The following is a 26,457-nucleotide window of genomic DNA, read 5'->3' as shown; positions in this document are numbered from 1 at the left end:
AAGGCCGTCGACCTAATGAGTTTCTGCCCGGGGCTGGCGGTGCGGCAAGATGGGGTATTTGTTGCCGATCTTTACGGCATGCTCGGGCCATGGATCTGGAAGGGATTGGCGCCATCTCGGCTGCAGCTGTAGCGGCCCTAGGAGTGTCAGCTGCTGTACTCGTGGGGCGCTGGCAGATGCGAGGTGCATTGCGAGCGGCCGAGGAGACTGGCCGTGCCGGCGTAGCTCAAGCGCAGTCGACCTACAGAGCCGCACTCGATGCGGTTCATACCGAGGCCGACGCGGCACATCTGCAGTGGCGGCGCAGCATTCGGCGCGACGCGTACGCAGGGTTCCTTCTGGCGATGACGCGCTGTGTACAGGCCGCCGAGGCGCTGCCCCGAGGGCGGCTAGCAGACACTTCAGAGGATCTCAGTGCCGCTAAGGGTGAGCTTGCCCGGGCGAGAAATGATCTCAACTCGGCACTTTGGGTCGTGAAGCTCGAAGGTCCACCTGCTGTTGCCAACGGTGCTGAGGGTGTCTCCTTGCTGACCTTCGAACTCGCTGACGCGCTGGCGCGGAAGGCCGAGTTCCACCGCGCTGCAAGCAGTCTCCATCATCTCAGCTCATCCAATCCCGTAGCCGCAGAGCTGGATGCTGCGTTGATGGGCCTCGCGGTGACAGTGGACGAGATGGGATATAACGCACAGCCCGGTTCTGGGGAAACACCGCCTCGCGAAGTCACCGATGGGGTTGAGCGGGTAAGGGTGCTCTACGGTCGGCTGTCGGATGATATAGACACAGCTGAATGGGTTGCGCTACTCAATGAAGCACTCAACTACCTCACGAACCCACAAGAGTTGCAGAATCAGTTGTCTTCGACAGTGGAACAGCTGCTCCCCGTTTGTAGGCAGGCCCTTGACGACCAATCCAGATCAGGCCACGACTCCCCACCGAGCGAGTAGGTCAGCGGCTGGTGAGAATCTGCGGCCTATTTGTGGACGGGGCGGGGCTCGCCCGGTGCTCTTAGGGTGCTGACCAGCTGAAACGCCCACGGTACACAGGGCCTCCGGAGCCGTGTGCGCAGGTTCGAATCCTGCCGGGGGCACTTCGCAGGAAGTGCCGCAAAGACCCCGTGATCAGCGGAAACGCTGGACGCGGGGTCTTGTTGCGTGCCGGGGGGAGGCAGGCGTGCAACAAGGGGCGCGGCTCATAGGCGGTCTGGGCCGCCGGGTATCGCCCCAGGGTCTCAACGGTGCTTCGCGCCTGCAGGGGGGCGCGCAGCTCTTCGTGCTGTACGTGATCGTCGACGAGGTCGTGTTCTTCGGGTGCTGCCCGATTCGCTCGCATAAGGTCGTCGCCCGGGGCGAGACGATCGAGGACTACGACCTCGTGGGCAAGGGCGGTGAGACGTCCGGCGGAGCCCGGCAGGTTCAGTAAGCCCGGATGTGGTTCGACGGCGTCCGGGAGGCCACCGGAAGGGACTTCGACCGTGACGCACACCGACCCGCTCACCGAAACCCTGGCGAACGCCCGCGTCGTCCTCTTCGACTTCGACGGGCCCGTGTGCGACGTGTTCGCGGGACTGCCGGCACCCGAAGTCGCACGGGAGCTGACCGCACTCCTCGCCGCCCAGGACGAAGCCGCGGGTGCGAAGGCCGCCCGGGCGGACGATCCGATCGAGGTCCTGCGCATCGCGCACGAGGCCGGCTCCGGGCTCGGCCAGAGGGTCGAGCAGGCTCTGACGGCCGCCGAGGTGCGAGCCGTCGCGTTGGCCGGACAGCCGACGCCTGGAGCGGCGGAAGCTCTTCGGGCGACACGCGCGGCCGGTCGGGGGGTGGCGGTGGTGAGCGACAACTCCGCCGAGTGCGTGCAGGCCTTTCTGGAACTCCACGGCCTGCGGGAGTACGTCACGGAGATCGTGGGGCGCCCCTCCGAGCAACCTCACCTGATGAGGCCGAACCCGTTTCCCCTCATCACGGCAGCCGAACAGATGCACATCGACGTCACGAGCTGCACCCTGATCGGCGACTCCCTCACCGACGTCCAGGCCGCCCACGCGGCCGGCGCCACCGTCATCGGCTACGCCGACGAGCCCCACAAGGCAGATCTCTTCGGTGAGGCACAAGCCGACGCCGTCACCGAGCACATGCAGGACATCGCCGATGTCCTCACGGCGGCATAGCCGAGAGGCGGCTGCCGCCTTCCGGGACCAGACCAACTGGTCCAACGGTTACTACGAGCCGGCCATCGAGGTCGGGTCGAATGATGACGCCCGGATTCAGGCCGTCCTGAGTGCTCTGTGGTCCGCCGCAGACGTCCGTGGGTGCTTCGGGTCGAGGGACAGGGAGCCCGAGGAGCAGGATCCCGTGCCGTGCACGGTGGGATCACTGACCGGGTTCGGGCACCTGCACGGTCAGGTCAGGTCAGCTCGTCCGGCCTCGGGTCCGTTTCAGTTCGCGGTCGACTGCCCAGGCGTCGGCGACCGGGCCGAGGTGGGTGAGTTTGTCGGGGTTGATGATGGAGCGGATGGTCTGGATCCGGCCGGCGTGTGTCTCCAGGGCCAGGGTGTGGAGCACCCTGCCCTCGCGGTCGTGGAAGACCGCGCCGGGCTGGCCGTTGATCTCGTGGGGCTCGAAGGTCACGTCGATGCGGGCCATCAGGGGGTAGACGGAGGCGAGCAGGCGGGACACGTTCTCGGGGCCGTGGACGGTCCTGGCGAGTCGGGGGGCCTTGCCGCCGCTGTCACCGACCAGGTGGACGTCGGCGGCCAGCAGGTTCCGCAGGCCGTCCACGTCGCCGTCCTTCAGCGCGTCGAAGAACCGCGTCGCCAGTTCCTGCCGCTCCCGGCGGTCCGCTTCGAACCGCGGGCGGCCAGCCCGCATGTGCCGCCGGGCCCGTACCAGCAGCTGCCGGCACGCCGCCTCCGACCGTCCCACCGACGCGGCGACCTCGTCGAACCCGAAGCCGAACACCTCGCGCAGGACGAACACCGACCGTTCCAGCGGGCTGAGCCGCTCCAGGAGCAGCAGCGCCGCCATCGACACCGAGTCGGCCAGCTCCGCCGAACGTGCCGGGTCCTGGTACGGGTCGCCGAGCAGCGGTTCGGGGAGCCACGGGCCCACGTACTCCTCCCGCCGCACCCGCGCGGAACGCAGTACGTCGATCGAGATCCGCGTCACCGTGGCCGACAGGAACGCCTTGGCCGACGCGACCCGGGTCTCCGAGCCGTCGAAGCGCAGCCACGCCTCCTGCACCGCGTCCTCGGCCTCGCCCACGCTGCCCAGGATCCGGTAGGCGATCGAGAACAGCAGCGGCCGCAGCTCCTCGAACTCCTCGATCTTTTTCACGGGGAGACCCCTTCCCGTTCCCGTTCAGTGGAACCGGCCCGGCTCGTAGTCGCCGGCCGGCTGCCGGGTGAGGACGTTCAGCCGGTTCACCGCGTTCATGAAGGAGACCAGGATCACCAGGGCGGTGAGCTGTTCCTCGTCGTAGTGCTCGGCGGCGTACGCCCACACCGCGTCGCTGACGCCCCTGCCCGCGTCCGCGACCCGGGTCCCCTCCTCCGCCAGTTCCAGCGCGGCGCGCTCGGCCTCGGTGAAGACCGTGGCCTCCCGCCAGGCCGCGACCAGGTTCAGCCGCACCGGGGTCTCGCCTGCGGCGGTGGCCTCCTTGGTGTGCATGTCGATGCAGGCGGCGCAGCCGTTGATCTGACTCACGCGCAGCGCCACCAGCTCCTGCGTCGCGGCCGGCAACGGCGAGTCCTTGAGCGCCTTGCCCGCCGACATGAAGTGCTTCAGGGCCTTGGCGGCGGTCGGGGTCGCGGAGTAGTTCAGTCGCGCGTCCATGGGGTGCTCCTCCGTGGTCGTCAGTGGCTACAACCCCTGGGACGAGATGGACCGGCACCCTGTGACACGGACCGGTGCGACACGGACCGATGCGACCCGCGTCCCGCCGCTCGCCGGGCCGGCGCGGGCAGCCGTACGTCAGGGGTGGGCGCTCACGGCCACAGGTCCAGTACGGCGTACAGGGTGAGCCGCCACATCGGTTCGGCGCCCGTGCCGAAGGCGGCGGCCAGGGCGTGGCCCAGGGACGCGTCGTGCGGTTCCGGAGCGTGGGCGGAGGCGCCCGGCGTCTCCCAGTCGGCCGTCACGTGCCCGTCGCCGGACGACGTGAAGACGCCGAGCTGTCGCCCGTCCCGCAGGAACCTGCTGGTGTCGAGGGAGTCCGGTACCAGGAGATACGTGTGCCCCCGCGTCGTGGAAGCGGCCTCCACGCGGTACGACCTCCGGGTCAGGAACCCCTTGGCGGGGCGCAGGGTCTCCTCGGTGCCGTCGACGGTCAGGGTGAGCCGCTCGGGGTCGCGGGTGCCGATCGGCACGTGGCTCTCCGGGGGCGTTCCGGAAGCGCGGCGCACCTCGACCGTCGGCAGTCCGGCGCCGCTCACCGCCAACGTCCCGGCGGAGTGGTCGAGTTCTATGACGACCGCACCGAAGTGCGGGTCGTCGGCGGGCACGTACGCGAGCGGTTCCATCGGAACGCCCTCCCCCTGTTCAGCCGGACGGTCGTCCTCGACCCTCGCACACGGGGGCCTCGTCCCCGTCGTCGAGTTCCAGCTCGTGGGGGATCCCGAACCGGTCGAGGAGCCGTCCCAACGCGTCGACGCGGCCGGGGTCGACGACGCCGTTGAGCAGGACTTCCGGCCCGTCGGCCGGCTCCACCTCGATCCGGCACCAGTCGGTCTCCAGCTCGTAGCCGTGCCAGGACGAGGAGCGGGAACTCCACCCCGCGCCGACGAAGCGGGCGGCCACGGCGGAGGCGTCGCGGCAGCCGTGGAGCACGCCGCACACGTTGTTGCCGAGGTCGGCCCACCGTCGATCGAGCTCCGGGCCCCCGTCCGATGTGTCCATGCCCGGAGTATGCGGCTCCGGTCGGTTCGGCGGGCGCCCCGGGGCGGGGTGCTCTTACGATGCCTTGCAGTGCCCGGGGTGGCCGGGAGTTCTCGGAGTTCGGTGAGGCGGGGCGGGGCGGAATGAGTCGATCGCGCGATGTCTGGTTGCGGCGGTTCCAGGCGGTGGGGACGGAGGCCGGAGGCGGTGCGGGACGCGAGTTGGTGTGCTTTCCGCACGCCGGTGGTTCCGCCTCCTACTGGCGGCCCCTCGCCCTGGCGCTCTCCCCCGCCGTCGACGTGGCGGCCGTGCAGTACCCGGGACGCCTCGACCGGCTGCGCGAGGCGCCGGTGGAGGACCTCCACCGCCTCGCCGATCTGATCGCGGAGGCGCTGGGTCCGTCGGACGGCCGGCCCCGGGCGCTGCTCGGGCACAGCATGGGGGCCTCGCTGGCGTACGAGGTCGCCGTGCGGCTCGCCCGGCTGCCCGGCGGCGGGCCGGACCTCCTGGTCGTGTCGGGGCGCCGCGCTCCCGCCGCCGCCCGGCGACGGGAGCGGTACGTGCCGCTCGGCGACGCCGAACTCGTGGAGCGGGTCAAGGGGTTGGGCGGGACGGACAGCGCGGTGCTCGACGACCCCGAACTGCTGGAGCTGGTCCTGCCCGCGCTGCGCGGGGACTACCGCGCCCTCGCCTCGTACGAGGACACCCCGGGCCGGCCGCTGACCTGCCCCGTCGTCGCCCTGGCCGGCGACCGGGACCCCCAGGCGACCGTCGAGGAGGTCGGGTTCTGGGGCGAGCACACCTCCGGGGACTTCCGGACGCGCGTCTTCGCGGGCGGCCACTTCTTCCTCAACGACCACACCGGGGAAGTCGCCGGGCTGGTCCGCGACCTGCTGTCCACTCGCGCCGGCTGAGCACGGACGCGCCCGGCGCCAGCCCCGGACGGACAGCCGGGCGGACGGACGGACGGCCGGGCAGACGGACGGCCGGCATCCGGGCGGCCGGGCATCCGGGCATCCGGGCATCCGGGCATCCGGGCATCCGGGCATCCGGGCATCCGGGCATCCGGGGCTCACGAGAGCCCGTTCCCCTCAGGGGCGACATCGCGCCACGTATGGAGCGGTACGGGGGGTGCCCGGCGCCGTCCCGCGGGCCGGAGGGGGCGCGGGGCGCGTCGCGGGTCATGGATACCGGCCGCTCGCAGGGGTGACGGCGGTCCGGCCGGGGAGGTGGGAGGGAGCCGCGGACGAGCGGGGGGCGACGGGGCCGCGGGGGCGGGTACGCAGGGCAACTGCCTTGCTCCGCAGCGTACATGGCGCAAAGAGAGCGGAAGGCGGTGCTCCCGCGGGGTGGGTATCGGCGGTACGGCCTTGTTGTCCGTCCTGTGGTGCACACTTGCTGCCTGGTACAGCGCTCACGGGGAAGGCGGCGGCGATGCTGACGGGGATCGAGGAGGTCGACTGGGCCTCGCTGGGGCATGCGTACGGCCCCGCGGACGACGTGCCGGAGCTGCTCCGCGGACTCGCCTCCGCCGACCCCGCCGAGCGGGAGACGGCGCTCGACGGCATGTACGGGGCGGTGCACCACCAGGGCGACGTCTACGACTCGACGCTCGCCTGCATCCCCTTCCTCCTCGAACTCGTCGCCGACCCCGGGGTCGAGGACCGGGGCTGCATCGTCGAACTCCTCACCAGCATCGGCGGGATCGAGCTCGACGACGAGGAGGAGCTGGGGGAACACCCCGGTGACGACGGGGAGTTCATCCCCGCCGCCAACTACGCCATGGCCGCCGCCGCCATCGCCGCCGGGGCCGACGTCTTCCTCGGGCTCGTCTCGGACCCCGACCCCGAGGTGCGGCTCGCCGCGCCGTGCGCGCTCGCCTCGCTGCACCCCGAGCCCGCCCGGGTGCTGACCCTGCTGCGGGAGCGGCTCACCGTCGAGCGGGACACCGAGGTGCGGCTCGCCCTCGTGGCGGCCGTCGGGCAGCTCGCCCTGCGGCACGCGTCGCTGCGCGCCGAGACCGTCGAGTGGCTCGGCTGGCTGGCCCGGGCCGCCCAGGACCCGGGGCTCCGGCTCGCGGCCCTCGCCCAGCGGGCGCGCTGCGCGCCGGGCGAGATCCCCGACGACGTCGTGCCGTGGGTGGCGGGGCTGTTGGAGGAGATCAGGACCGCGTCCGCCGCCGGGGCGGGGTCCGGCACCCCCCGGCTCGCGGCTCCGACGCTCATCGGGCAGGTGCGCGAACTCCTGGAGGAGCACGCGGCCGGACGGCCCGCCCCCTGGACCGAGGAGCTGCTGCGGACGCTGCACGCCGCGCTCGACGACCGCGTCGACGACCGGATCGCGCTGGTCCTCGCCCAGCTCCGCAGCCCCGACCGGTGGCAGCGCTCGGACGCGATCTGGCTGTGCGGAAGCCTGATACGGGTCTGGCGCGGGCGGTACGAGGAGGTCGTCCGGCTCGTCGGAGAGCAGCTCGACGATCCCGAGCCCCGGCTCCGGGAGGCCGCCACCTCCTTCCTGGAGCGGCTCTTCGAGCTGGGCGCGCCCGCCGCCGACGCGCTCGCGGCGCGCCTGGCCTCCGCTCCCCCGGGGCCGGCCGGCGGGTACGGCGCCGCCGGGCGGGCCGGCCGCGAGGGGGCGCTGATCGCCCTCGCCCGCGCCGGGGACATCCGCGCGGTGCCGCTGCTCGCCCGTGCCCTGGAGGAGGACGAGGTGCGGCGGGAGCTGCTGTACGCCACGGACGACCTCGGTCCCTCGGCGGCGATGCTCGCCCCCGCGCTCCGGCGCCGGCTCGCCCGGGTCGAGCTGGACGAGCGGCTGTACGACCGGGCGGCCCCGCTGCTGCACGCCCTGGCCGCCGTGCGGGGTGCCCAGGCCCTTCCCGAGGTGCTGCGGGTGCTGCGCGGCGCGCCCGCCAACCGGCGCGACCGGGTGCGGGAGGCCGCCCTGCGGACCCTCGCGGCCTTCGGGCCCGCCGCCCGGGAGGCCGTACCGGAGCTGCGGGAGCTCCTGGCCGACGGGTCGGCCGCCGTCTCCACGGCGGCGGCGCGCGCCCTGTGGGCGGCCGAGGAGGACACGGCGGAGGTGCTGCCGGTCCTGGAGCGGTGGCTGCGGCCGGGCCTGCCGGACGCGGACCGGTGCGCCGCCGCCCGGGTCCTCGGCGGGATCGGCCCCGCGGCGGCCCCCGCGGCCCCGGCCCTGCGGCCCGTCCTCGCCTCGCGGGACCCGTGGGCGCGGGTCCGCGCCGCCGCGGCCCTGTGGCGGGTGACCGGCGAGACGGAGGAGGCCCTTCCGGTGCTGCTCGCCGTCTGGGAGGAGAACCGGCACGCGCGCGTGGACATCGCGGAGTGCCTGGCGGAGATGGGCCCCGCCGCCTCGGCGGCCCGGCTCGTCGTCCTCACCGAGCTGACCCGCAGACGCCGCCACAACGCCCGCGAGGGCGGTTCGGGCACGCACGACGTCCACCTCGACGAGAAGCTCCTCACCCTGTGCCGGGCCGCCCTCGCCCGGATGGAGCGGGGCGCGTACTGAGCGGTGCGGGGCGCGTACCGAGGTGCGCCCGCGAGGCCCTGCCCGCCGCGGGGGCGCGTCCGCCGAAGGCGGCGCGTCCACCGCAGGGTCGCGTCCGCCATGGAGGCGCATCCACCACGGGGACGCATCCGCCGCGGGCGCAAAAGGGACTCCGGCCCCCATAAGGTCTTCCGCATAAGGTCTACGGGGAGAAGAGCAGCCCGTCGACGACCGGGGAGCAGGTGGCCACGTGGGACCGCGCGGAGTGCACGTCGCCGTCGGCGCCCTGTGCGCCCTGGGCGTCCTCGCGCTCGCCGGGTGCGGCAGCGCCGGTACGGGCGGCCTGGAGAGCGCCGGGCCCACGAGCCCCGCCGTGGGACCCGTACGGCTCTGGCCCGATCTGCCGCCCGCCACGAATCCGCCGATCGACTACGGCGAGTCCGACATCCAGCGCGTCCCCGGGATCACGGTCACCGGCGGCGACGTCCGCTCCGTCGACGCGGTGGCGGTCGTCCGCGCCGAGGTGCGTGCCCACCCCGACGCGCGCAGCGGTGCGGACGGGCTGTACGAGGAGACCGCCCGCGCGGTCGAGGCCTGCGTGAGCGAGCCCGCCGGCTGTCCGGTCATGCGGCCGTACCACCGCGACCTCACCGGCGACGGCCGGGACGAGTTGATCGTCGGGATCCGGATGCCCGAGCAGCAGGTCGCCGTGCGGGTCTACCGCGCCGAGAAGGGCGGGCTCACCCGGATCATGTCCACCGTCGACCAGGTCATCACCGTGGAGCTGGCCGGCCGGGACCTGATCATGCGGGTCGGGTCGGCCGGCATCCCGGGGTACGAGTACCGCACCGCCTGGTCCTGGGACGAGCAGCAGGGCAGCATGCTGCCCACCCGGGACGAGATCGTCCGGGCGAGGCCGCCCGGGGGGCCGCCGGCGGGCGGGCGGCCTGGTGGCGGACGGGCTCCCGGCGACCGGCCTTCCGGGGGGCCGTCCTCCGGTGACCGGCCTTCCGGGGGGCCGTCCTCCGGCGACCGGTCGTCCGGTGCCCGACCCTCCGGCGACCGCCCTTCCGGCGCAGGACCCGCCCCCTCCCCCGTGCCCCCTCCGGAGGAGACCCCGTGAGGGCGTTCCGGCGACCCGCCTGGACCGCGACGCTCACCTGGAAGGCCGCCCTGTTCATCGCGGTGATGTGCTGCGCCCTCGCCGCGCTGCTCGGCGCCCTCGTCCACGTGTCCGTGACCCGGCAGACCGTGGACGACGCCCGGGAGAAGGCGCTGGTCCGGCTCGGCGAGGTCACCGACCTGTACGAGGCGGGCGAGCCGCTCCCCCGGTTCGCGGGCGTCGACCCGCCCGACCTCCCGGCCCCGCTGCGGGCGCTCGCCCTGCGCGGCGAGCGCGGCACGGTGGTCGCCGACCGCGGGGGCCGGCCGGCGATGTGGGCGGCGGGCCCCGCCGACGGCCGGGCCCTCGCCGTGCGCCTCGACCACTCGCAGAGCGCCGAGACGATCGACGCGCTCGGCCGTTCGCTGCTCGGCTCCTCCCTCCTGGCGATCGGGGCGACCCTGGTCGTGGGCGTCTTCGCCGTCACCCGGGTGACGCGCCGGCTGCACCTCACCGCGCGCGTGGCCCGCCGGATCAGCGCCGGCGACCTCGACGCGCGCGTGGACGACCCGAGGACGAAGGACCCCACCCGCCCCCAGGACGAGGTGGCGACCGTCTCCGGCGCGCTCGACACCATGGCCTCCTCCCTCCAGCGGAAGCTGCAGAGCGAGCAGCGGTTCACCGCCGACGTGGCGCACGAGCTGCGCACCCCCCTGACCGGGCTGACGGCCGCGGCCGAACTGCTGCCGGAGGGGCGCCCCTCGGAGCTCGTACGGGACCGGGTGCGGGCGATGCGCGGGCTCACCGAAGACCTCCTGGAGATCTCGCGGCTCGACGCCCGCAACGAGACCGTGGACCTGGCGGTGCACGAACTGGGCCCGCTGGCCGCACGGGTGGTCCGCGCCTCGGGCACGGAGACGGAGGTGCGGATCGTGCGGGACGCCCCCGTCGAGACGGACCGGCGGCGCCTGGAGCGGGTCCTGGGCAACCTGGTGGCCAACGCGCACAAGCACGGGGCGCCCCCGGTGGTGGTCACGGTGGACGGGCCCGTGGTGACCGTGCGGGACCACGGGCCGGGGTATCCGGCGTACCTGCTGGAGTCCGGGCCCCAGCGGTTCCGCACCGAGAGCGGGAGCAAGGGGCACGGCCTGGGGCTGACGATCGCGGCGGGACAGGCGGAGGTGATCGGCGCCGAGCTGGTCTTCGCCGCGGCGCCCGGCGGGGGCGCCGAGGCCCGGCTGCGGCTCCCCGCGTACGTGCCCCCGCCCGATCCCCCGCCCGGCCCCTCGCCCGGCGGAAACGAGTGAGGGTGGCGGGAGACCGCGAGAGGACCACGACGGCACACCGCCGCACGGCACACCGTCACACAAAAGGGACATAGCGCATACCGCTTGCTACGTTGCGCCCATGACCGCACCGCGAACGGACGCGCCCCCGCCCGGCGTACGCGTCCCGAAGCGCCGCGGCGTGGAACTCTCCCTCCTCGTCTGCGCCGTCCTCATCTCCGTCTACGGCTACGCCGCGGTCGGTCTCGCCCGCGGCGGCGCCGTGCCGCCGGACGCCGCCCGCTACGGGGCCGGGCTCGGCCTTCTCGCGCTCGTCGCCCACCTCGCGGTCCGCTTCGGCGCCCCGTACGCCGATCCGCTGCTGCTCCCGATCGCGGTCCTGCTCAACGGCCTGGGCCTGGCCCTGATCCACCGGCTCGACCTGGAGACGCCGTACGACCGGGCCGCGACCACCCAGCTCGTCTGGTCGGCGCTCGGGGTGACGCTCTTCATCCTGGTGGTGCTGCTGCTGCGCGACCACCGCACCCTCCAGGGGTACGCGTACGTCTGCGTCGCCGCCGCCCTCGGCCTGATGCTGCTTCCGATCTTCTTCCCCGCCGTGAACGGCGCCAGGATCTGGATCAGGATCGGCGGGCTCTCCTTCCAGCCGGGCGAGTTCGCCAAGATCCTGCTCGCGGTCTTCTTCGCCGCGTACCTCGCCGCCAACCGCAACGCGCTCGCGTACACCGGCCGCCGGATCTGGCGGATCCAGTTCCCCTCGGGGCGGGTCCTCGGGCCCGTCGTGGCGATCTGGCTGCTGAGCGTCGGCGTCCTCGTCCTGGAGCGGGACCTCGGCACCTCGCTGCTCTTCTTCGGCCTCTTCGTGATCATGCTGTACGTGGCGACCGGCCGGACCGGCTGGGTCGCGGTCGGCCTGGTGCTCGCCTCCGCCGGCGCCTTCCTGGTCGGCTCGCTCGAACCGCACGTCCACGGCCGGGTGCAGGACTGGCTCGACCCCTTCGCCTCGATCCGGGCGGGCGAGGGACCGGGGCAGCTCGCCCAGTCCCTGTTCGCCTTCGCGGCCGGCGGGATGCTCGGCACGGGCCTCGGCCTCGGCCACTCCGTGCTCATCGGCTTCGCCGCCAAGTCCGACTTCATCCTGGCGACGGCCGGCGAGGAGCTGGGGCTCGTCGGCCTGACCGCGCTCTTCCTGCTGTACGCGCTGTTCGTCGGCCGCGGCTGCCACGCCGGGCTCCTGCTGCGCGACCCGTTCGGACGGCTCCTCGCGATCGGGCTCGCCTCGATCGTGGCGCTCCAGGTCTTCGTGATCGCGGGCGGGGTGATGGGGCTCATCCCGCTGACCGGCATGGCGATGCCGTTCCTGGCGCAGGGAGGCTCGTCCGTGGTGACCAACTGGGTGATCGTCGCCCTCCTCGTCCGGGTCAGCGACTCGGCGCGCGCACCGCGGCCGGAACCGGCCGACACGGGGGAGCTCGCGCGGGTCAAGGAGGGCGCCGCGTGATCGCGTGCATGCCGGGGAGCACGGCCCCGTACGTCCCCGAGGGGGTCCGGTGACCCGCTACATCCGGCGCGCCGCCGCGCTCTGTCTCCTGCTCCTGGCCGCGCTGCTCGTGAACGCGGGCCGCGTGATGATCGTCGAGGCCGGGTCGCTGAACGACGACCCGGCCAACCGGCGGATCGCGATCGGCCGGTACGCGCAGCCGCGCGGCGAGATCGTCGTCGACGGGAGGCCGGTGACGGGCTCCCGGGACAGCGGACAGCAGTTGCGCTGGGAACGGACCTACCGCCAGGGTCCGTTGTACGCGCCGCTGACCGGCTACGCCTCCCAGACGTACGGCACGACGCTCGTCGAGGACGCCGAGGACGCGGTCCTGGCGGGGACGGAGCCGATGCTGGCGCCGCTGCCGCTCCTGAACGGCCTGACCCGGGGCCGGGAGCCCGGCGGCGACGTGCTCACCACGATCCGGGCGCCGATGCAGGAGCTCGCCTTCCGGGGGCTGGCCGGCAAGCGGGGCGCAGTGGTGGCGGTCGAGCCGGCCACCGGCCGGATCCTGGCGCTCGTCAGCTCGCCCTCGTACGACCCGGGGGTGCTCTCGGGGACGGGCCCGGGGGTCGCGGAGGCCTGGCGGCGGCTGAACTCCTCGCCGAGCCGGCCGATGCTGAACCGGGCGCTGCGGCAGACGTACCCGCCGGGTTCGACGTTCAAGATCGTGACGGCCGCGGCGGCCCTGGACGCGGGCGTGGTGCGGGACGTGGACGCGCCGACGGACACCCCGGACCCGTTCGTGCTGCCGGGCACCCGGCAGGTGCTGCCGAACGAGGCGAAGGGCTGCGGCGACGCCTCCCTCGCGTACGCCCTCCAGTGGTCGTGCAACACGGTGATGGCCGGGCTCGGGGTGGAGGTGGGCCTGACGGGGATGGTCGACGCGGTGGAGCGGTTCGGCTTCAACGACACGGCCCTCCGGGTGCCGTCGTGGGTGGCGAAGTCCACCTTCGACCGGGAGATGAGCACGGACCAGCTCGCGCTGTCGTCGATCGGGCAGTTCGACACGACGGCGACCCCGCTCCAGATGGCGATGGTGGCGGCAGCGGTTGCCAACAACGGCGAGATCGTCCGTCCGCACCTCGTCGACCGCACGACGACCTCCGGCGGCGCGACCGTGGAGCGGACCGCCCGCCGGAGCTACCGGCAGGCGATGAACCCCTCGACGGCGCTCCGGCTCCAGGAGCTGATGGTGCGGGCGGTGGAGGAGGGGACGGGGACGAACGCGGCGATCCCGGGGGCCCGGGTCGGCGGCAAGACCGGCACGGCCCAGCACGGCTTCGGCAACACCGGCACTCCCTATGCCTGGTTCATCGCCTGGGCGCAGGGCGAGGACGCCGCCCGGCCGGCGGTGGCGGTGGCGGTGGTCGTCGAGGACGCGGAGGCCTCCCGTACGGACATCAGCGGGGGCGGCAGCGCGGCGCCGATCGCGCGGGCGGTGATGGAGGAGGCGCTGCGGCTGGAGACGGAGGGGAGGGGGTAGGCGGCCGGGGCCTTACGCGATCGTCCCCCGCCCCGCATTCAAAGGCCCCCGCCCCACCTTCAAAGGCCCCTGCTCCGCCCCCGGAGGCCCCTGCCCCGCCCCCGCCTCGATCGCCTCCGAGACCTCGGCCCCCGCCTCGATCGCCTCCGAGACCTCCGCCACCCGGTCCCGCTCCTCCCGTGCGAAGCGCTCCGCGTCGAGCCGTTCCGCGACCTCCTCGTCCTGGGTCATCAGCAGGTCCAGGTCGGAGTCGCCGAGGTCGAAAACGCCCATGTCCAGGTAGGCCTTCTGGAGGCGCGGCCCCCACAGGCCGATGTCCTTGACGCAGGGGACGATCCGGCTGAAGAGGAGCTTGCGGAAGAGCCGGAGGAACTCACTGCGCTCGGTCAGCTCCGCGGCCTCCTTGCGCGGGACGCCGAAGTTCACCAGGACGTCGGTGGCGCGCAGCCGGTCGCGCATGAGGTGGCAGCCCTCGATGACGAACTCCTCGCGCTCGCGGAGCTCGGCGTCCGAGAGCTGCCGGTAGTGGTCGCGCAGGGCCATCCGGCCGAAGGCCACGTGCCGGGCCTCGTCCTGCATGACGTACGCGAGGATCTGCTTCGGCAGCGGCTTGTCGGTGGTGTCGCGGATCATGCCGAAGGCGGCGAGGGCGAGGCCCTCGATGAGGACCTGCATGCCGAGGTAGGGCATGTCCCAGCGGGAGTCGCGCAGGGTGTCGTCGAGGAGGCCCTTGAGGTTGTCGTCGATCGGGTAGAGCATCCCGACCTTCTCGTGGAGGAAGCGGCCGTAGATCTCGGCGTGCCGGGCCTCGTCCATGGTCTGGGTGGCCGAGTAGAACTTGGCGTCGAGGTCGGGGACGGACTCGACGATCCGGGCGGCGCAGATCATGGCGCCCTGCTCGCCGTGGAGGAACTGGCTGAACTGCCAGGAGGAGTAGTGGCGGCGCAGCTCGCCCCGGTCCTTCTCGTCCATCCGGTCCCAGTACCGGGTGCCGTGCAGGTCCAGGGCCTCGTCCGGGGTGCCGAGCGGGTCGTACGGGTCGACCTCCAGGTCCCAGTCGATGCGGGTGGCGCCGTCCCACTGCTTGTCCTTGCCCTTCCGGTAGAGGGCGAGGAGGCGGTCGCGGCCGTCGTCGTAGTCCCAGGAGAAGCGGGCGGCGCCGGCGGCCGGCACGTCCCAGGCGGCTCCGTCGGGGGCGTTCGCGTAGAGGTCGTGCGTCGACATGGACGACTCCTTCTTCCGGCCGGCTTCGGTCCGCCTCAAGCAGGCTCACACGCTGTTGACGAACCGTCAACAAGTCGCACGGGCTCACGCGCGAAGGATTGACGGTTCTGCTGACGAGCAGTCCAATAACCCGTGTCCCCGGCAACGCGCCGGCGAGCACTGCGAGGTGTCTCCGCATGAGCCCTTTCCACGAGCCCGACCTCACCCTCGCCCGGGACGCGCTGGGGCCCCTGCGCGACCGCGAGCAGGTCGCCGAACGCCTCCTGGAGTCCTCGCGCAGGCACTCCTACGACCCCGACACCGAGCTGGACTGGGACGCGCCCTTCGAGGAGGGGAAGTGGTTCTGGCCGCCGGAGCTGGTCTCCCTCCACGGCACCCCGCTGTGGCGGCGGATGTCCGAGGAGCAGCGGCTCGACCTCTCGCGCCACGAGGCGGCCTCGCTGGCCTCCCTCGGCATCTGGTTCGAGGTCATCCTCATGCAGCTCCTGACCCGGCACATCTACGACAAGCCGCTGACCAGCCACCACGTGCGGTACGCGCTGACCGAGATCGCCGACGAGTGCCGGCACTCGATGATGTTCGCCCGGCTGATCCGGCGCGGCGGGACGCCCGAGTACCCGGTGCCGCGGGTCCACCACAACCTCGCGCGGGTCCTGAAGACCGTCTCCACCACCCCGGGCTCCTTCGCCGCCACGCTGCTCGGCGAGGAGGTCCTGGACTGGATGCAGCGCCTGACGTTCCCGGACGAGCGGGTGCAGCCCCTCGTGCGCGGGGTGACGCGGATCCACGTGGTGGAGGAGGCCCGCCACGTGCGGTACGCCCGCGAGGAGCTGCGCCGCCAGATGGTGACCGCCCCGCGCTGGGAGCGGGAGCTCACCCGGCTGAGCTGCGGCGAGGCCGCCCGGGTCTTCTCGGTCTGCTTCGTCAACCCGGGGGTGTACGAGGCCGTGGGCCTGGACCGGCACGAGGCCGTCGCCCAGGTGCGGGCGAGCGGGCACCGGCGGGAGGTCATGCAGGCGGGCGCCAAGCGGCTGACGGACTTCCTCGACGACGTGGGCCTCCTGCGGGGGCCGGGGCGGCGACTGTGGAAGGCGTCGGGACTGCTGGCGTGAGGGGGGCCCGTCGGCGCGGGGCCGGATCCATCGCCCCGGGAACCGGACCGCGCGCCCGGCCGGAAGGGCGCGCGGTTACGCTGCGGAGCATGACGAGTCCCGCCACGCCCGCCTACCGCAGGCTCAGCGTCGAGGAACGGCGCGGCCAGCTCCTCGAAGCGGCCCTGGGGCTCTTCGCCCACCGGACGCCGGAGGACGTCTCGCTCGACGACGTCGCCGAGGCGGCCGGCGTCTCGCGGCCCCTCGTCTACCGCTACTTCCCCGGCGGCAAGCAGCAGCTGTACGAGGCCGCCCTGCGCTCCTCCGCCGACACCCTGCACCGCTGCTTCGCCGAGCCGCTCGACGGACCGCCCACGGAACGGCTCGGCCGGGTGCTCGACCGCTACCTGACCTTCGTCGACGAGTACGACGCGGGATTCAGCGCCCTGCTGCGCGGCGGCAGCGTCGTCGAGACCCCGCAGACCACCGCGATCGTGGACGAGGTGCGGCGGGCCGCCGCCGAGCAGATCCTCCTCCACCTGGGGGTGGAGCGGCCGGGCCTGCGCCTCGGGATGCTGGTGCGGACGTGGATCGCCGCCGTGGAGGCCGCCTCGCTCATCTGGCTGGGCGAGGAGAAGCAGCCCCCGGCGGCGGAGCTGCGCGACTGGATGGTGGACCACCTGGTCGCCCTGCTCACCGCGACGGCGGCGGGCGACGCGGAGACGAGGGAGGTCGTCCGGCGGCTGCTCGCCCAGGAGACGCCCGAGGGGCCGGTGGCGGACCTGGCCCGCCGGGCGATCCCGGTGGTGAGCGAGGCCGCACACCTGCTGTGAGCCGTACGCGGGGACGGTGACCCGTCGCGGGCGCGGCGGGAGAGACTGGAGGGGTGAGAAGCGAGAACACCCCCTTCCGCGGCGGGCCCCTGGACGGCCGGGTCCTGCCGATCCTGCTCGGCCCGACCGGCCACCCGCCGAAGTGGTACGAGGTCCCGGTCCCGGCGCACGACGGGAAGCCGCCGACGGTGTACGCCTACCGGCGCGAGCCCGCCGGGTACACGAAGCGGCTCGGCCTCCAGCGCGGCTGGGTGTACGAGTACGCGCCTGGGGGCCGGGAGCGGCGCGAGCCGAGGTGGCCGTGGTCGAAGCCGGGCGGGAGGTCCGGGAACCCTGGTCCGACCGGGTGAGGACACCGGACGCGCCCCCATTCATACGGTAATCGGATGAAGTGAACCGTCATCATCCCCGTGGAGGTGGTGACGTGTCACGAGGACTGCTGCGCACGGTCTGCACGGCAGCGCTCGCCGCGCTGACGGCGCTCACGGGCCCGGCCACGGCGGGCGCCGACCCGGCGGACCCGCCGACGGAATCTCCGGCGGAGGCCCCGATCGCCCGGCCGGACCCGGAACGGGAACCGGTGGGCCCGGTGGACCCCACACCGACCACCCCGACCACCCCGACCGCCCCCGGGGACACGGAATCCGACGACGACGCGGCCGCACTCGCACCCCCCGGCGGAACCTCGGTCACCGGCCTGCTCACCCGCCTGCGCACGCTCTACCGGCAGGCCGAGGAGGCCACCGAGCGCTACAACGCCGCCGAGGAGGCCCTGAAGCTCCGGACCGCCGACGCGAAGGGGCTCGCGGCCCGGCTCACGACCGCGCGGGCGGCCCTCGACCGGGAGCGCGCCGAGGCCGGGCGGATCGCCCGGGAGCAGTACCAGGGGAGGTCGGAGCTCTCCTCGTACCTGGACGTGCTCTTCGCCCCGGACCCGCGGGCGGCGATGGACCGGGAGCGGCTGGCGGCCCGGGAGGGACGGGACCGGGCCGGCGCCGTCGCCCGGCTCGAAACGGCCGCCCGCAAGGCCGACGCCCTGGCGGGCGCCTCCCGCAAGGCCCTGGACCGGCAGCGAAGCCTGGCGGCCGAACAGCGCACCCGACGCGACGAGGTCCGGACGAAACTGAAAGAGGTCGAGAAACTCCTCGCCGGCCTCTCCCCGACCCAGCTGACCCGGCTCACGGAACTGGAACGGACACAGACCGCGGGCGCACAGCGCGAACTGCTGGGCTCCGGGGTCCTGGACGGCCCGCGCACCCCGTCCCGGGCGGGCGCGGAGGCCCTGCGGTTCGCGGTGGAACAGCTCGGCAAGCCGTACGAGTGGGGGGCGGAGGGCCCGGAGGCGTACGACTGCTCGGGGCTTACGCAGCGGGCGTGGGCGGCGGCGGGCCGGGAGATCCCCCGCACCAGCCAGGAACAGTGGGCGACCCTCCCCCGGGTGTCCCTCTCCGAACTACGCCCCGGAGACCTGGTGGTCTACTTCCCGGGCGCCACGCACGTGGCGGTCTACCTCGGCGAGGGCTTGGTGGTCCAGGCCCCGCGCCCCGGCGCGAAGGTCAAGGTCTCCCCCGTCGCGGCGAACCCGCTGCTCGGAGCCGTACGCCCGGACCCGGACGGCACGGCCCTGGCCTCGTACACGCCACCGGACCTCCCGGAGGGCGCGGGGGACGGCGGGGACGAGGGCTTCGACCACGCCTGAACGCCCGGTCGGACGCTCAGTCCACGAGCGTGAGGAGCCCGATCACCCAGATCGCGACGTTGAGAAGAACCCCCACCGCACAGCCACCACCCACGAGCACACCCATGAACGTCCAGCCCCGTTCGTCCGGCCGAGGCCCTTCGTCCCAGCGCTCCTCGTACGAGGCGGGATCGTCCCAGTCGACCGGCCGCCCCAACTCCCCGGCCCGGGCGCCCCGCACCGCCGCCAACCGCCCCTCGGCGAACGCGGTGGCGGCCAGCGCCTCGGGCCCACGCCAGGCGAGGGCCTTCATCCGCCGCGCGGCAGACCCGTACCGCGCCTCGAACGCGGCCGTCTCGTCCTCCCGCCGGTCCTCTTCGAGGTACATCCAGCGCCCGGCCTCCGCCGCGTCCCCGTACAGCCGGTACACCTCGGCGAGCCGCCGCCGCAGCGTCAGGTCCCACGGAAAGGACGAGACGAGCCCACGCAGCCGCTGCCGCGCCACGGGCACACGCCCGGCGGCCAGGTCCGCGTCCACGCGGGCGAGGGTGTTCGAAAGGGACATGCCCACATGATCGAACACCCTGCCCCCGGATCTCGACCCTATTTCGACCGGACTCGGCGACCTCCCCGGCCGAACAACGCGATCGAGCATGTCGCCCGCATTTCAGCGCCGTCGACATGGTCGGCCTCCTCAGCTTCGGAGGGGATCACCTTCCGGGTTTCTTCGGGCTTGCGGCTCCCCTCGCCTCCCTCTCGAAAACTACCCAACTCCATTCGCGCCCTTTGATGCGGTTGGTCATCTCTGCGGCGATGCGCCATCCGGCCATCCAGCGCCCTCCGCCGTGATTGCGGGCCAGGCACGAGCAGGTACATTTGTGCAATCGCGCAGTGACACAACGATGGTTGCACTTCTCGGAACTGTTGTATTCACGCCCAAGCAGTATTCGGCCGTGCGCGCCGACGAGAGATCTGGAAAGTTCGATGAAGTGATCCGAGGAAACTCCCCACGACTCACTCTCGGAATTCCAGTCGGGAAGCACTCTTCCGCTGACATACCGGTGCACAAACCGTTCGTGCCCGCTCGGGCCGTGCTCAGGGATCCAGTAACCAACTCTGCCACGTGCGGGAAGAGTGATCGCAGGTGCATCGACGTCACCCCAGGACGGAACCCAGGACGGTCGGGGCACAGGCACTTCACGAACGATGGTACGAGGCGCGCGCTTTTTCCCTTTGGCGGCGACAGGGGCGACAGGAGGCTTCGCCGGACCGACGCGATGACCTTTCGTCCCGGATCCTGGACACGACTGGGAAATATTTACGGCGTCGGGATGAGTCCGGGCCCGTCCACTGCCCTCATCTATTCGAATGCGAAAACCGCAGATCCGGCAGTCCCCCCATGCCGTGTCATGAAAGTAAGGCACGAACCCCCTTCAACCGACTCGACTGCTCAGGAGCCGGATTTCAGCTGTCAGAGCGAGTGCTCACCAAGCCGGTCCCCCGTGCGGACACGTGCAGCACGGTACTGCAACAGCGGCAGCCGCCGCAGGCTCTCTGCTGCACCAAAGCAATGGCTACGGCTACCTATGGCACCTATGACCAGAGCTTCGAATCAGACTGACAGGCGCAGGCGAACCCGACGAAGGGGTGTCGCCGGCGGTCGGCGACCACCAAGCGACACCCCTTCAGCAGCAGGTCAGAGGCCCGTCAGTCCTCCGTCAGCGACGCCAGGTACGCGCCCGTCTTCTCCGGTTCGTAGAAGAAGTTCTCGAAGTCGGACGGGTCGTTGAAGCCGTTGGCGAAGCGGTCGGCGGCGGGCTGGAGTCGGCCGGCGGCGCCGAGGAGGCCGAGGACGTGCTCCGGGGGCGGGGCCAGCATCGCGTTCGTCCACTTGGTGATGTGCCGGGCCGTCTGCCAGTAGCGGTCGAAGGTGGCGCGCATCCAGGCCTCGTCGAAGGGCGCCTCGCCGTGTTCGACGATCGAGGAGAGGTACGCCGCCGCGCACTTGGAGGCCGAGTTGGAGCCCTGGCCCGTGATCGGGTCGTTGGCGACGACGACGTCCGCGACGCCGAGGACCAGGCCGCCGCCGGGGAGCCGGCCGATCGGGTTGCGGACGGTCGGGGCGTAACGGCCGGCGAGGGTGCCGCCCGCGTCGGTCAGTTCGACCTTGGTGGCCCGCGCGTACTCCCACGGCGTGAACCGCTCCATCAGCTCCAGCGTAAGAGCCAGGTGCTCGGAGGGGTCCTTGACGCCCTTGAAGACGTCGAGCGGGCCGCCGGGGATCCCCTCCCAGAAGAGGATGTCGGCGCGGCCGCCGGTGGTGAGGGTCGGCATGACGAAGAGCTCGCCGACGCCCGGGACGACGTTGCAGCGGACCGCGTCGAAGTCCGGGTGCTCGGGACGCGGGCCGAGGCCGTGGACGTACGCGACGGCGAGCGCCCGCTGCGGCTCGGCGTACGGGGAGCGGGAGGCGTCCCGCTCGAACATGGAGACCAGCTCGCCCTTGCCGGCCGCGACGAGCACCAGGTCGTAGTTGCGGGAGAAGTAGTCGAGGTCCCCGACGGCCGCGCCGTGGATGACGAGCTGGCCGCCGCGCTGGGCGAAGGTCTCCATCCAGCCGGCCATCTTCACCCGCTGGTCGACGGACTGGGCGTACCCGTCGAGCCTGCCGACCCAGTCGATGAGGCGGGAGGAGTCGGGGCCCGCGACCGAGACGCCGAGGCCCTCGATCCGGGGGGCCTGGGACTCCCAGAAGTTGAGCCCGAGGTCCCGCTCGTGCTGGAGGGCGGTGTCGAACATGCACTGGGTGGACATGACCCGGCCGGCACGGATCTCGTCCGCCGTCCGGTTCGACATGAGGGTGACCTCGTACCCCCGCGACTGCAGTCCGAGGGCGAGCTGGAGGCCGGACTGTCCGGCCCCGACTATGAGTATCTTCCGCATGGGTGGTGCTCCTGGCGTGACGTGCGTGAGGGGGAGGCGGGCTATTCGGGGGTGGCGTCCAGGGCGTGCGCGACCATGGCCAGCAGGGTCTCGACGACGCTGTAGCGCTTGCGCGCGTCCATGATCACCACGGGGACGTGCGGGGGCACGGTCAGCGCCTCCCTGACGTCCTCCGCCTCGAACGACTCGCTGCCCTCGAAGTGGTTGACCGCCACGATGTACGGGAGTCCGCAGCTCTCGAAGTAGTCGAGGGCCGGGAAGCAGTCGGTGAGGCGCCGGGTGTCGGCGAGCACGATCGCCCCGATCGCGCCGCGCACCAGGTCGTCCCACATGAACCAGAAGCGCTGCTGCCCCGGCGTGCCGAAGACGTAGAGCACCAGGTCGTTGTCGAGCGTGATCCGGCCGAAGTCCATCGCCACCGTGGTGGTGAGCTTGTCCGGCGTGGCGGTGAGGTCGTCGGTCTCCTCGCTCGCCCGGGTCATCAGCGCCTCGGTCTGGAGCGGGGTGATCTCCGAGACCGCGCGGACGAAGGTGGTCTTGCCGACGCCGAACCCGCCCGCGACGACGATCTTCGTCGCCGTCGGGGCGCGGGTGTGGTCGAGCTGCCAGTCCTGGGCGCCCTCCTCGGCATCCGGTTCGAGCGGATCGGGGTGGGGCTGGGCGGGGATGCCGACGGCCACCGGGGTGGCGGGGTCGGCTTCGGCGACGCTTCCGGGGACGGGAACGGTCCCGGAGACGGCGGAGGCGTCAGAGACGACGGAGTCCACTCAGCACCCTTTCGAGGAGCGCGCGGTCGGGCTGGCCGGTGCCGTGACCGGTCCCGTACACACGGATCTTTCCCTGGTCGGCCAGGTCGCTGAGCAGCACCCGGACGACCCCCAACGGCATCTTCAGGAGCGCCGAGATCTCCGCCACCGTCCGCATCCGGCGGCAGATCTCGACGATGGCCCGCATCTCCGGCATCAGGCCGCGGGCGCCGGACCCGCCGTCCGTCAGGACCTTGCGCGCGGCGGGCGCTTCGAGCGCCGCCACGAAGGTCTCGACGAGCAGGACGTGGCCGAAGCGGGTCCGGCCGCCGGTGAGCGAGTAGGGGCGCACGCGCGCGGGGCGGCGCCCCTCCCCGCGTACCGGCAGCTTGAAGGCGTGCGGAACCGGGGCCGCGGAGGACATCGCCGTCACCGGGGGCCCTCCAGCGATTTGCGCAGCTCGCTGCGGACCTCGGGGGTGAGGACGTGACCGGCGCGGCCCACGAAGAGGGCCATGTGGTACGCCACGACGCTCATGTCGCAGTCGGGCGTGGCGTGCACGCCGAGCAGCGAGCCGTCGCTGATCGACATGACGAAGACGCTGCCCTCGTCCATCGCGACCATGGTCTGCTTGACCCCGCCGCCGTCCATCAGGCGCGCGGCGCCGACGGTCAGGCTGCCGATGCCGGAGACGATGGTGGCCAGGTCGGCGCTGGAGCCGCGCGGCCCCCTGGCCCGAGCGGCCCCGTCGGCCTCACCGGCGGCCGGGGCGTCCTGCTGCGTCTCCGGGTCGGAGGACAGCAGCATCAGGCCGTCCGAGGACACGACGGCCACCGAGCGGACCCCCGGCACCTCCTCGACCAGATTCCCCAGCAGCCATTGCAGGTTGCGGGCTTCCGTACTCAGTCCGAACGTTCCCGTCGCGGTCAACTGCGTGCCTCCTCGACTGTGTCCCCCGTCTTCTCCTCTGTACGTGCAGTCCTTGCGTTCGCTATCCCCGCCGCGCCCGTCCCCGTCGCGTTCGTTCCCGGCGCGTTCGTCCCCGTCGTGCCGATCTCCGCCTCCACGTCCCGGCGGCCGGCCTCGGCGCCCCGGTGGAAGCCGCCGAGACGGCGGCGCAGGGCCTCGGCGTCCACGCCGCCCGTGCGGGGCGCGGCGGCGGGTCCGGCCTGGCGCACCACCTGGGGGGTGCGCTTGGGCAGGCCCTTGTCGGTGACCCGCTCCCACTGCGCGGGGCGCGGCCCGGGAACCGGCGGCTGGTCGACGGCCGGTTCGGGGGCGGCGGACTCGGCCGGGGCGGGATGGACGGCGTCGGGACCGGTGGTGACGCCGGTGCCGGCCTCCTCGTCGGCGGCGCGCTCGTGGACGTCCGGCTCGGGCGGCGGGGCGGGCAGCCGGACCTGGAGCGTGGTCTCGGAGACGGACTCCGGGGCGCGGTCCCCTTCGCTTCCGTACGACTCCGGGGCGTGGGCCCCCTCGCTCTCGTACGACTCCGAGGGCGCGGGCTCCGGCTCGGGGGCGTGCGTCTCCTCCACCGTCCGGCGGGGTTCCTGGGCGTACGCCTCCCCGGAGACGGCCTCCGGCCCGTACGGCTCCTCCGGCCGCCCCCCGGAGGGCTCCGCCTCCGCGAGCGCGCGTTCCGCCGCCTCCACCAGGGGGTCGCGGGTGCGGGACGGCAGGGTGTTGGAGTTGGCCTCCGCGACCGAGCCGGGGAGCTGGATCACGGGGGCCGTGCCCGCGACCCGTACGGGCTCCGTCACGGCCGCCGGCGGGGCGGCGGGCAGCAGGGGCAGCGGCAGGACCACGACGGCCGCCGTGCCGCCCGGCTGCTGCTCGCGCAGCTCGACGCGGACGCCGTGGCGGGCGGCGAGCAGGGCGACGACCCGCATGCCGAGCCCCTCGCCCTCGAAGGCGTCGGGGTCGGCCTCGGCCAGGCGGGCGTTCAGCTCGGCGAAGCGGGCGGGGGTCATGCCGATGCCCGTGTCCTGCACGGAGAGCATCACCTCGCCGCTCTCCAGGAGCCAGCCGGAGAGCTGGACCCCGGCGTCGGGCGGCGAGAAGGAGGTGGCGTTCTCCAGGAGCTCCGCGACCAGGTGGCTCAGGTCGTCCGCGGCGAAGCCGGCGACCTGGGCGTGCGGCGGCAGGGACTGGATGGTGACCCGCTCGTACCGCTCGATCTCGCTGACGGCGGCCCGCAGCACGTCGACGAGCGGGACGGCCCCGGCGTGGCCGTGGACGTGCTCGTGGCCGGCGAGGACGAGGAGGTTCTCGCTGTGGCGGCGCATGACGGTCGCCATGTGGTCGAGCTTGAAGAGGGTGCCGAGGCGGTCCGGGTCCTGCTCGCGCTCCTCCAGCTTCTCGATGACGCCGAGCTGGCGCTCGACGAGCCCGAGGTTGCGCAGGGAGAGGTTGACGAAGGTGTGCCGGACGGTGCCGCGGAGCTTCTCGAGCTCGGCGGTGAGGAGGGCGACCTGACCCTGGAGCTCGGCGCGCTGGGCGGCCAGTTCGGCGGCGAGGGCCTCCTTGTCGGCGGCCAGGTCGGTCCGCTCGGCGGTGAGGTGCCCGGTGCGCGCGGCGAGCCCGGCGAGCTTGCCGTGCAGGGTGTTGAGGGAGCGGACGGCCTGCGCGAACTCGTCGTTGCGGCCGGTGAAGCGGACCGGCTCCTCGGCGGCCGGGTCGGGGGCGGCGGCGAGCCGGGCGGCGCCGATGCGGAGCGCGGCGAGCGGCCGGGTGAGGCTGCGGGCGACGTAGGTGGAGACGCCGACGGCGAGGAGGAGGCAGCCGCCGAGGTAGGCGAGGCGCAGTTCGAGCGCGGTGACGTCGTCGTCGCGGAGCGCGGAGAGGCGGTCGACGCGCTGGGCGGCGAGGGTGGACTCGACGCCGCGCATCTGCTCGACGCGGGCGGAGAGGGCGGCCTCCAGGGCGGCCGGGTCGGTCGCGCGCTCGGCCTCGGTCAGCCGGGGCTGGTCGGTGAGGGAGGCGAGGGAGCGCTCGGCGCTCTTGACGTCGGGTCCGGTGACGGTGCCGGCGAGGGAGTCGCGGGCGGTGGAGCCGGCGGCCTGGTCGAAGTCGCCGAGGGCGGCGAGTTCGCGGACGCGGGCCTGCTGGGCGGCGGCGGTGAGGCGGTCGCGGGTCCGGTCGGCCTCCGCCGCGCCCTTCGGCTCCTCGGGGACGTAGGTGCCGGTCGTGGCGTCGTAGCGGAACTCGCCGGTGGGCTCGGGCTGCGGCACGGCGAGCGCGGCGAGGAGCAGGCCGCGGGTGGCGGAGGCCTGTTCGACGGCGCGGCCGAGGGCGGCGGGGGCGCGGGTGGCCTCGGTGAGCGAGGTGTCGGCGGCGCGGGCCGGGGTCCGGTCGGCGAGCTCGTCGGCGAGGGCCTGGAGCTTGTCGATGACGTCGGAGTACGCCTTGTGGGCCTCCAGGGCCGTGCCCTTGCCGGTGAGGGCGGCGCGGCGGACGGAGGGGACGCCGGCGAGGTCGCGGCGGAGCTCGGGGGAGGCGGCGGGGCGGATCTCGTCGATCTGCCGGTCGACGCGGGTGGAGCGCACGGTGGTGACCCGGCGCTTCTTCTCGGCGTCGCCGGTCTGGGCGTCGCGGCCCGCGGCGATGTACGCGACGACCTCGTCGCGCTCGTCGGCGAGGGAGTGCGCGAGGGTGACGGCCTGCCGGTCGAGTTCGGCGAGGGTGACCAGGCGCTGGGAGTCGGTCAGCTCGGCGGAGGCCGCGAGGATCGCGGGGGCTCCGGCGGCGAGGACGGTGACGCCCACGAGGGCGACGCCGACGACGAGGCGGTTGCGGACGCGCTTGGCACGGCCGGCCGGGGCGGTGGGTTGCGTCGGCGCGGTGGGTTGCGCGGGAGCGGTGGGTTGCGCGGGGACGGTCGGCTGCGTCGGGGCGGACGACGGGGTCCGGGCGGACGAGGGCGCTTGGGCGGACGACTGGCCCCGGGCCGGGTCGGCGGCCTTGCCTCCGGCGGGAGCCGCGGCGGTGCCGTCCTGGGCCGGCGGGACACCGGGGCCCTGGCTCCGCGTGCCGTTCTTGCTCCGAGGCCGCTTCATCTGCACCGGTGCTCGCATTCTTGACTCGTCCAGCCACAAAGCAGAGGTGACGGCCGATCACATGGAGCGCCCCCACCCCCGATACGGCTTCCGACCAT

General features: G+C 73.3%; 24 protein-coding genes. 13 read left to right on the top strand and 11 right to left on the bottom strand.

Annotation, left to right across the window (positions count from 1 at the left end; all coding sequences use genetic code 11):
- Positions 1-89: 89 nt before the first annotated feature.
- The 3 genes from ACIP5O_RS06780 (at position 90) to ACIP5O_RS06770 (ending at position 2,164) form a co-directional block, all read left to right on the top strand.
- The gene (locus ACIP5O_RS06780) at positions 90-944 is read left to right on the top strand and encodes a hypothetical protein (protein WP_401289454.1); all 855 of its coding nucleotides are present in this window, start codon (positions 90-92) and stop codon (positions 942-944) included.
- 226 nt (positions 945-1,170) lie between these two features.
- A complete protein-coding gene (locus ACIP5O_RS06775; protein ID WP_401289451.1) occupies positions 1,171-1,419 on the top strand; it encodes a hypothetical protein in 249 nt (82 codons plus the stop codon).
- Positions 1,420-1,471: 52 nt separating this feature from the next.
- The gene (locus tag ACIP5O_RS06770) at positions 1,472-2,164 is read left to right on the top strand and encodes an HAD family hydrolase (RefSeq protein ID WP_401289449.1); all 693 of its coding nucleotides are present in this window, start codon (positions 1,472-1,474) and stop codon (positions 2,162-2,164) included.
- 241 nt (positions 2,165-2,405) lie between these two features.
- On the opposite strand, the gene ACIP5O_RS06765 is transcribed toward ACIP5O_RS06770, so the two are convergent.
- From ACIP5O_RS06765 to ACIP5O_RS06750, 4 genes are all read right to left on the bottom strand, one after another.
- The gene (locus ACIP5O_RS06765) at positions 2,406-3,329 is read right to left on the bottom strand and encodes an RNA polymerase sigma-70 factor (RefSeq protein WP_401289447.1); all 924 of its coding nucleotides are present in this window, start codon (positions 3,327-3,329) and stop codon (positions 2,406-2,408) included.
- Positions 3,330-3,353: 24 nt separating this feature from the next.
- A complete protein-coding gene (locus ACIP5O_RS06760; protein ID WP_401289445.1) occupies positions 3,354-3,827 on the bottom strand; it encodes a carboxymuconolactone decarboxylase family protein in 474 nt (157 codons plus the stop codon).
- A 152-nt stretch (positions 3,828-3,979) separates the two neighbouring features.
- Entirely contained in the window at positions 3,980-4,513 is a 534-nt protein-coding gene (locus ACIP5O_RS06755) for a hypothetical protein (RefSeq protein ID WP_401289444.1), read from the bottom strand.
- A gap of 19 nt (positions 4,514-4,532) precedes the next feature.
- Positions 4,533-4,889, bottom strand: coding sequence for a hypothetical protein (locus ACIP5O_RS06750; RefSeq protein WP_401289441.1), 357 nt, complete (start codon positions 4,887-4,889; stop codon positions 4,533-4,535).
- A gap of 122 nt (positions 4,890-5,011) precedes the next feature.
- Between ACIP5O_RS06750 and ACIP5O_RS06745 the strand changes: the two genes are divergently transcribed.
- The 6 genes from ACIP5O_RS06745 to ACIP5O_RS06720 all read left to right on the top strand — a co-directional run bounded on the left by ACIP5O_RS06745 (position 5,012) and on the right by ACIP5O_RS06720 (position 13,789).
- A complete protein-coding gene (locus ACIP5O_RS06745; RefSeq protein WP_401289439.1) occupies positions 5,012-5,782 on the top strand; it encodes a thioesterase II family protein in 771 nt (256 codons plus the stop codon).
- A 520-nt stretch (positions 5,783-6,302) separates the two neighbouring features.
- The gene (locus tag ACIP5O_RS06740; protein ID WP_401289436.1) at positions 6,303-8,396 is read left to right on the top strand and encodes a PBS lyase; all 2,094 of its coding nucleotides are present in this window, start codon (positions 6,303-6,305) and stop codon (positions 8,394-8,396) included.
- 229 nt (positions 8,397-8,625) lie between these two features.
- A complete protein-coding gene (locus tag ACIP5O_RS06735; RefSeq protein WP_401289433.1) occupies positions 8,626-9,498 on the top strand; it encodes a hypothetical protein in 873 nt (290 codons plus the stop codon).
- The gene (locus tag ACIP5O_RS06730) at positions 9,495-10,784 is read left to right on the top strand and encodes an ATP-binding protein (protein WP_401289431.1); all 1,290 of its coding nucleotides are present in this window, start codon (positions 9,495-9,497) and stop codon (positions 10,782-10,784) included. Before ACIP5O_RS06735 ends, ACIP5O_RS06730 begins: the two co-directional genes overlap by 4 nt.
- A 100-nt stretch (positions 10,785-10,884) precedes the next feature.
- Positions 10,885-12,264: an FtsW/RodA/SpoVE family cell cycle protein gene (locus tag ACIP5O_RS06725; protein ID WP_401289429.1), complete on the top strand. Its 1,380-nt coding sequence runs from the start codon at positions 10,885-10,887 to the stop codon at positions 12,262-12,264.
- 49 nt (positions 12,265-12,313) lie between these two features.
- Positions 12,314-13,789 carry a penicillin-binding transpeptidase domain-containing protein gene (locus ACIP5O_RS06720; RefSeq protein ID WP_401289426.1) on the top strand — a complete coding sequence of 492 codons (1,476 nt, stop codon included), beginning with the start codon at positions 12,314-12,316 and terminating at the stop codon, positions 13,787-13,789.
- Between the two features lie 12 nt (positions 13,790-13,801).
- Here the strand turns inward: ACIP5O_RS06720 and ACIP5O_RS06715 are convergent, their stop codons facing one another.
- Complete coding sequence (locus ACIP5O_RS06715; RefSeq protein WP_401289424.1) at positions 13,802-15,013, bottom strand: ferritin-like domain-containing protein; 1,212 nt, start codon at positions 15,011-15,013, stop codon at positions 13,802-13,804.
- A gap of 176 nt (positions 15,014-15,189) precedes the next feature.
- On the opposite strand from ACIP5O_RS06715, the gene ACIP5O_RS06710 reads away from it, so the two are divergent.
- From ACIP5O_RS06710 to ACIP5O_RS06695, 4 genes are all read left to right on the top strand, one after another.
- Positions 15,190-16,125: a diiron oxygenase gene (locus tag ACIP5O_RS06710; protein ID WP_401289421.1), complete on the top strand. Its 936-nt coding sequence runs from the start codon at positions 15,190-15,192 to the stop codon at positions 16,123-16,125.
- 89 nt (positions 16,126-16,214) lie between these two features.
- On the top strand, positions 16,215-16,937 hold the full coding sequence (locus tag ACIP5O_RS06705; protein WP_401289419.1) for a TetR/AcrR family transcriptional regulator: 723 nt from the start codon (positions 16,215-16,217) through the stop codon (positions 16,935-16,937).
- A 53-nt stretch (positions 16,938-16,990) separates the two neighbouring features.
- Positions 16,991-17,287, top strand: a complete 297-nt coding sequence (locus tag ACIP5O_RS06700; protein ID WP_401289416.1) for a hypothetical protein — start codon at positions 16,991-16,993, stop codon at positions 17,285-17,287.
- A gap of 74 nt (positions 17,288-17,361) precedes the next feature.
- Positions 17,362-18,636: an NlpC/P60 family protein gene (locus ACIP5O_RS06695; protein WP_401289413.1), complete on the top strand. Its 1,275-nt coding sequence runs from the start codon at positions 17,362-17,364 to the stop codon at positions 18,634-18,636.
- Between the two features lie 16 nt (positions 18,637-18,652).
- Here ACIP5O_RS06695 and ACIP5O_RS06690 read toward each other — a convergent pair whose 3' ends face one another.
- The 6 genes from ACIP5O_RS06690 to ACIP5O_RS06665 form a co-directional block, all read right to left on the bottom strand.
- Complete coding sequence (locus ACIP5O_RS06690; protein WP_401289411.1) at positions 18,653-19,180, bottom strand: DUF6584 family protein; 528 nt, start codon at positions 19,178-19,180, stop codon at positions 18,653-18,655.
- 1,142 nt (positions 19,181-20,322) lie between these two features.
- The gene (locus ACIP5O_RS06685) at positions 20,323-21,558 is read right to left on the bottom strand and encodes a styrene monooxygenase/indole monooxygenase family protein (RefSeq protein WP_401289409.1); all 1,236 of its coding nucleotides are present in this window, start codon (positions 21,556-21,558) and stop codon (positions 20,323-20,325) included.
- Positions 21,559-21,599: 41 nt separating this feature from the next.
- Entirely contained in the window at positions 21,600-22,325 is a 726-nt protein-coding gene (locus ACIP5O_RS06680; RefSeq protein ID WP_401289406.1) for a GTP-binding protein, read from the bottom strand.
- Positions 22,306-22,728, bottom strand: a complete 423-nt coding sequence (locus tag ACIP5O_RS06675) for a DUF742 domain-containing protein (RefSeq protein ID WP_356542642.1) — start codon at positions 22,726-22,728, stop codon at positions 22,306-22,308. The genes ACIP5O_RS06680 and ACIP5O_RS06675 overlap by 20 nt, the downstream gene beginning before the upstream one ends.
- A gap of 5 nt (positions 22,729-22,733) precedes the next feature.
- Positions 22,734-23,234: a roadblock/LC7 domain-containing protein gene (locus ACIP5O_RS06670; RefSeq protein ID WP_401289403.1), complete on the bottom strand. Its 501-nt coding sequence runs from the start codon at positions 23,232-23,234 to the stop codon at positions 22,734-22,736.
- Positions 23,231-26,377, bottom strand: coding sequence for a nitrate- and nitrite sensing domain-containing protein (locus tag ACIP5O_RS06665; RefSeq protein WP_401289401.1), 3,147 nt, complete (start codon positions 26,375-26,377; stop codon positions 23,231-23,233). Before ACIP5O_RS06665 ends, ACIP5O_RS06670 begins: the two co-directional genes overlap by 4 nt.
- Positions 26,378-26,457 lie beyond the last annotated feature (80 nt).

This window comes from Streptomyces sp. NPDC088915, from assembly GCF_044749825.1.
Classification (GTDB): Bacteria; Actinomycetota; Actinomycetes; order Streptomycetales; family Streptomycetaceae; genus Streptomyces.
This window is presented reverse-complemented; position numbering and strand designations above follow the sequence as displayed.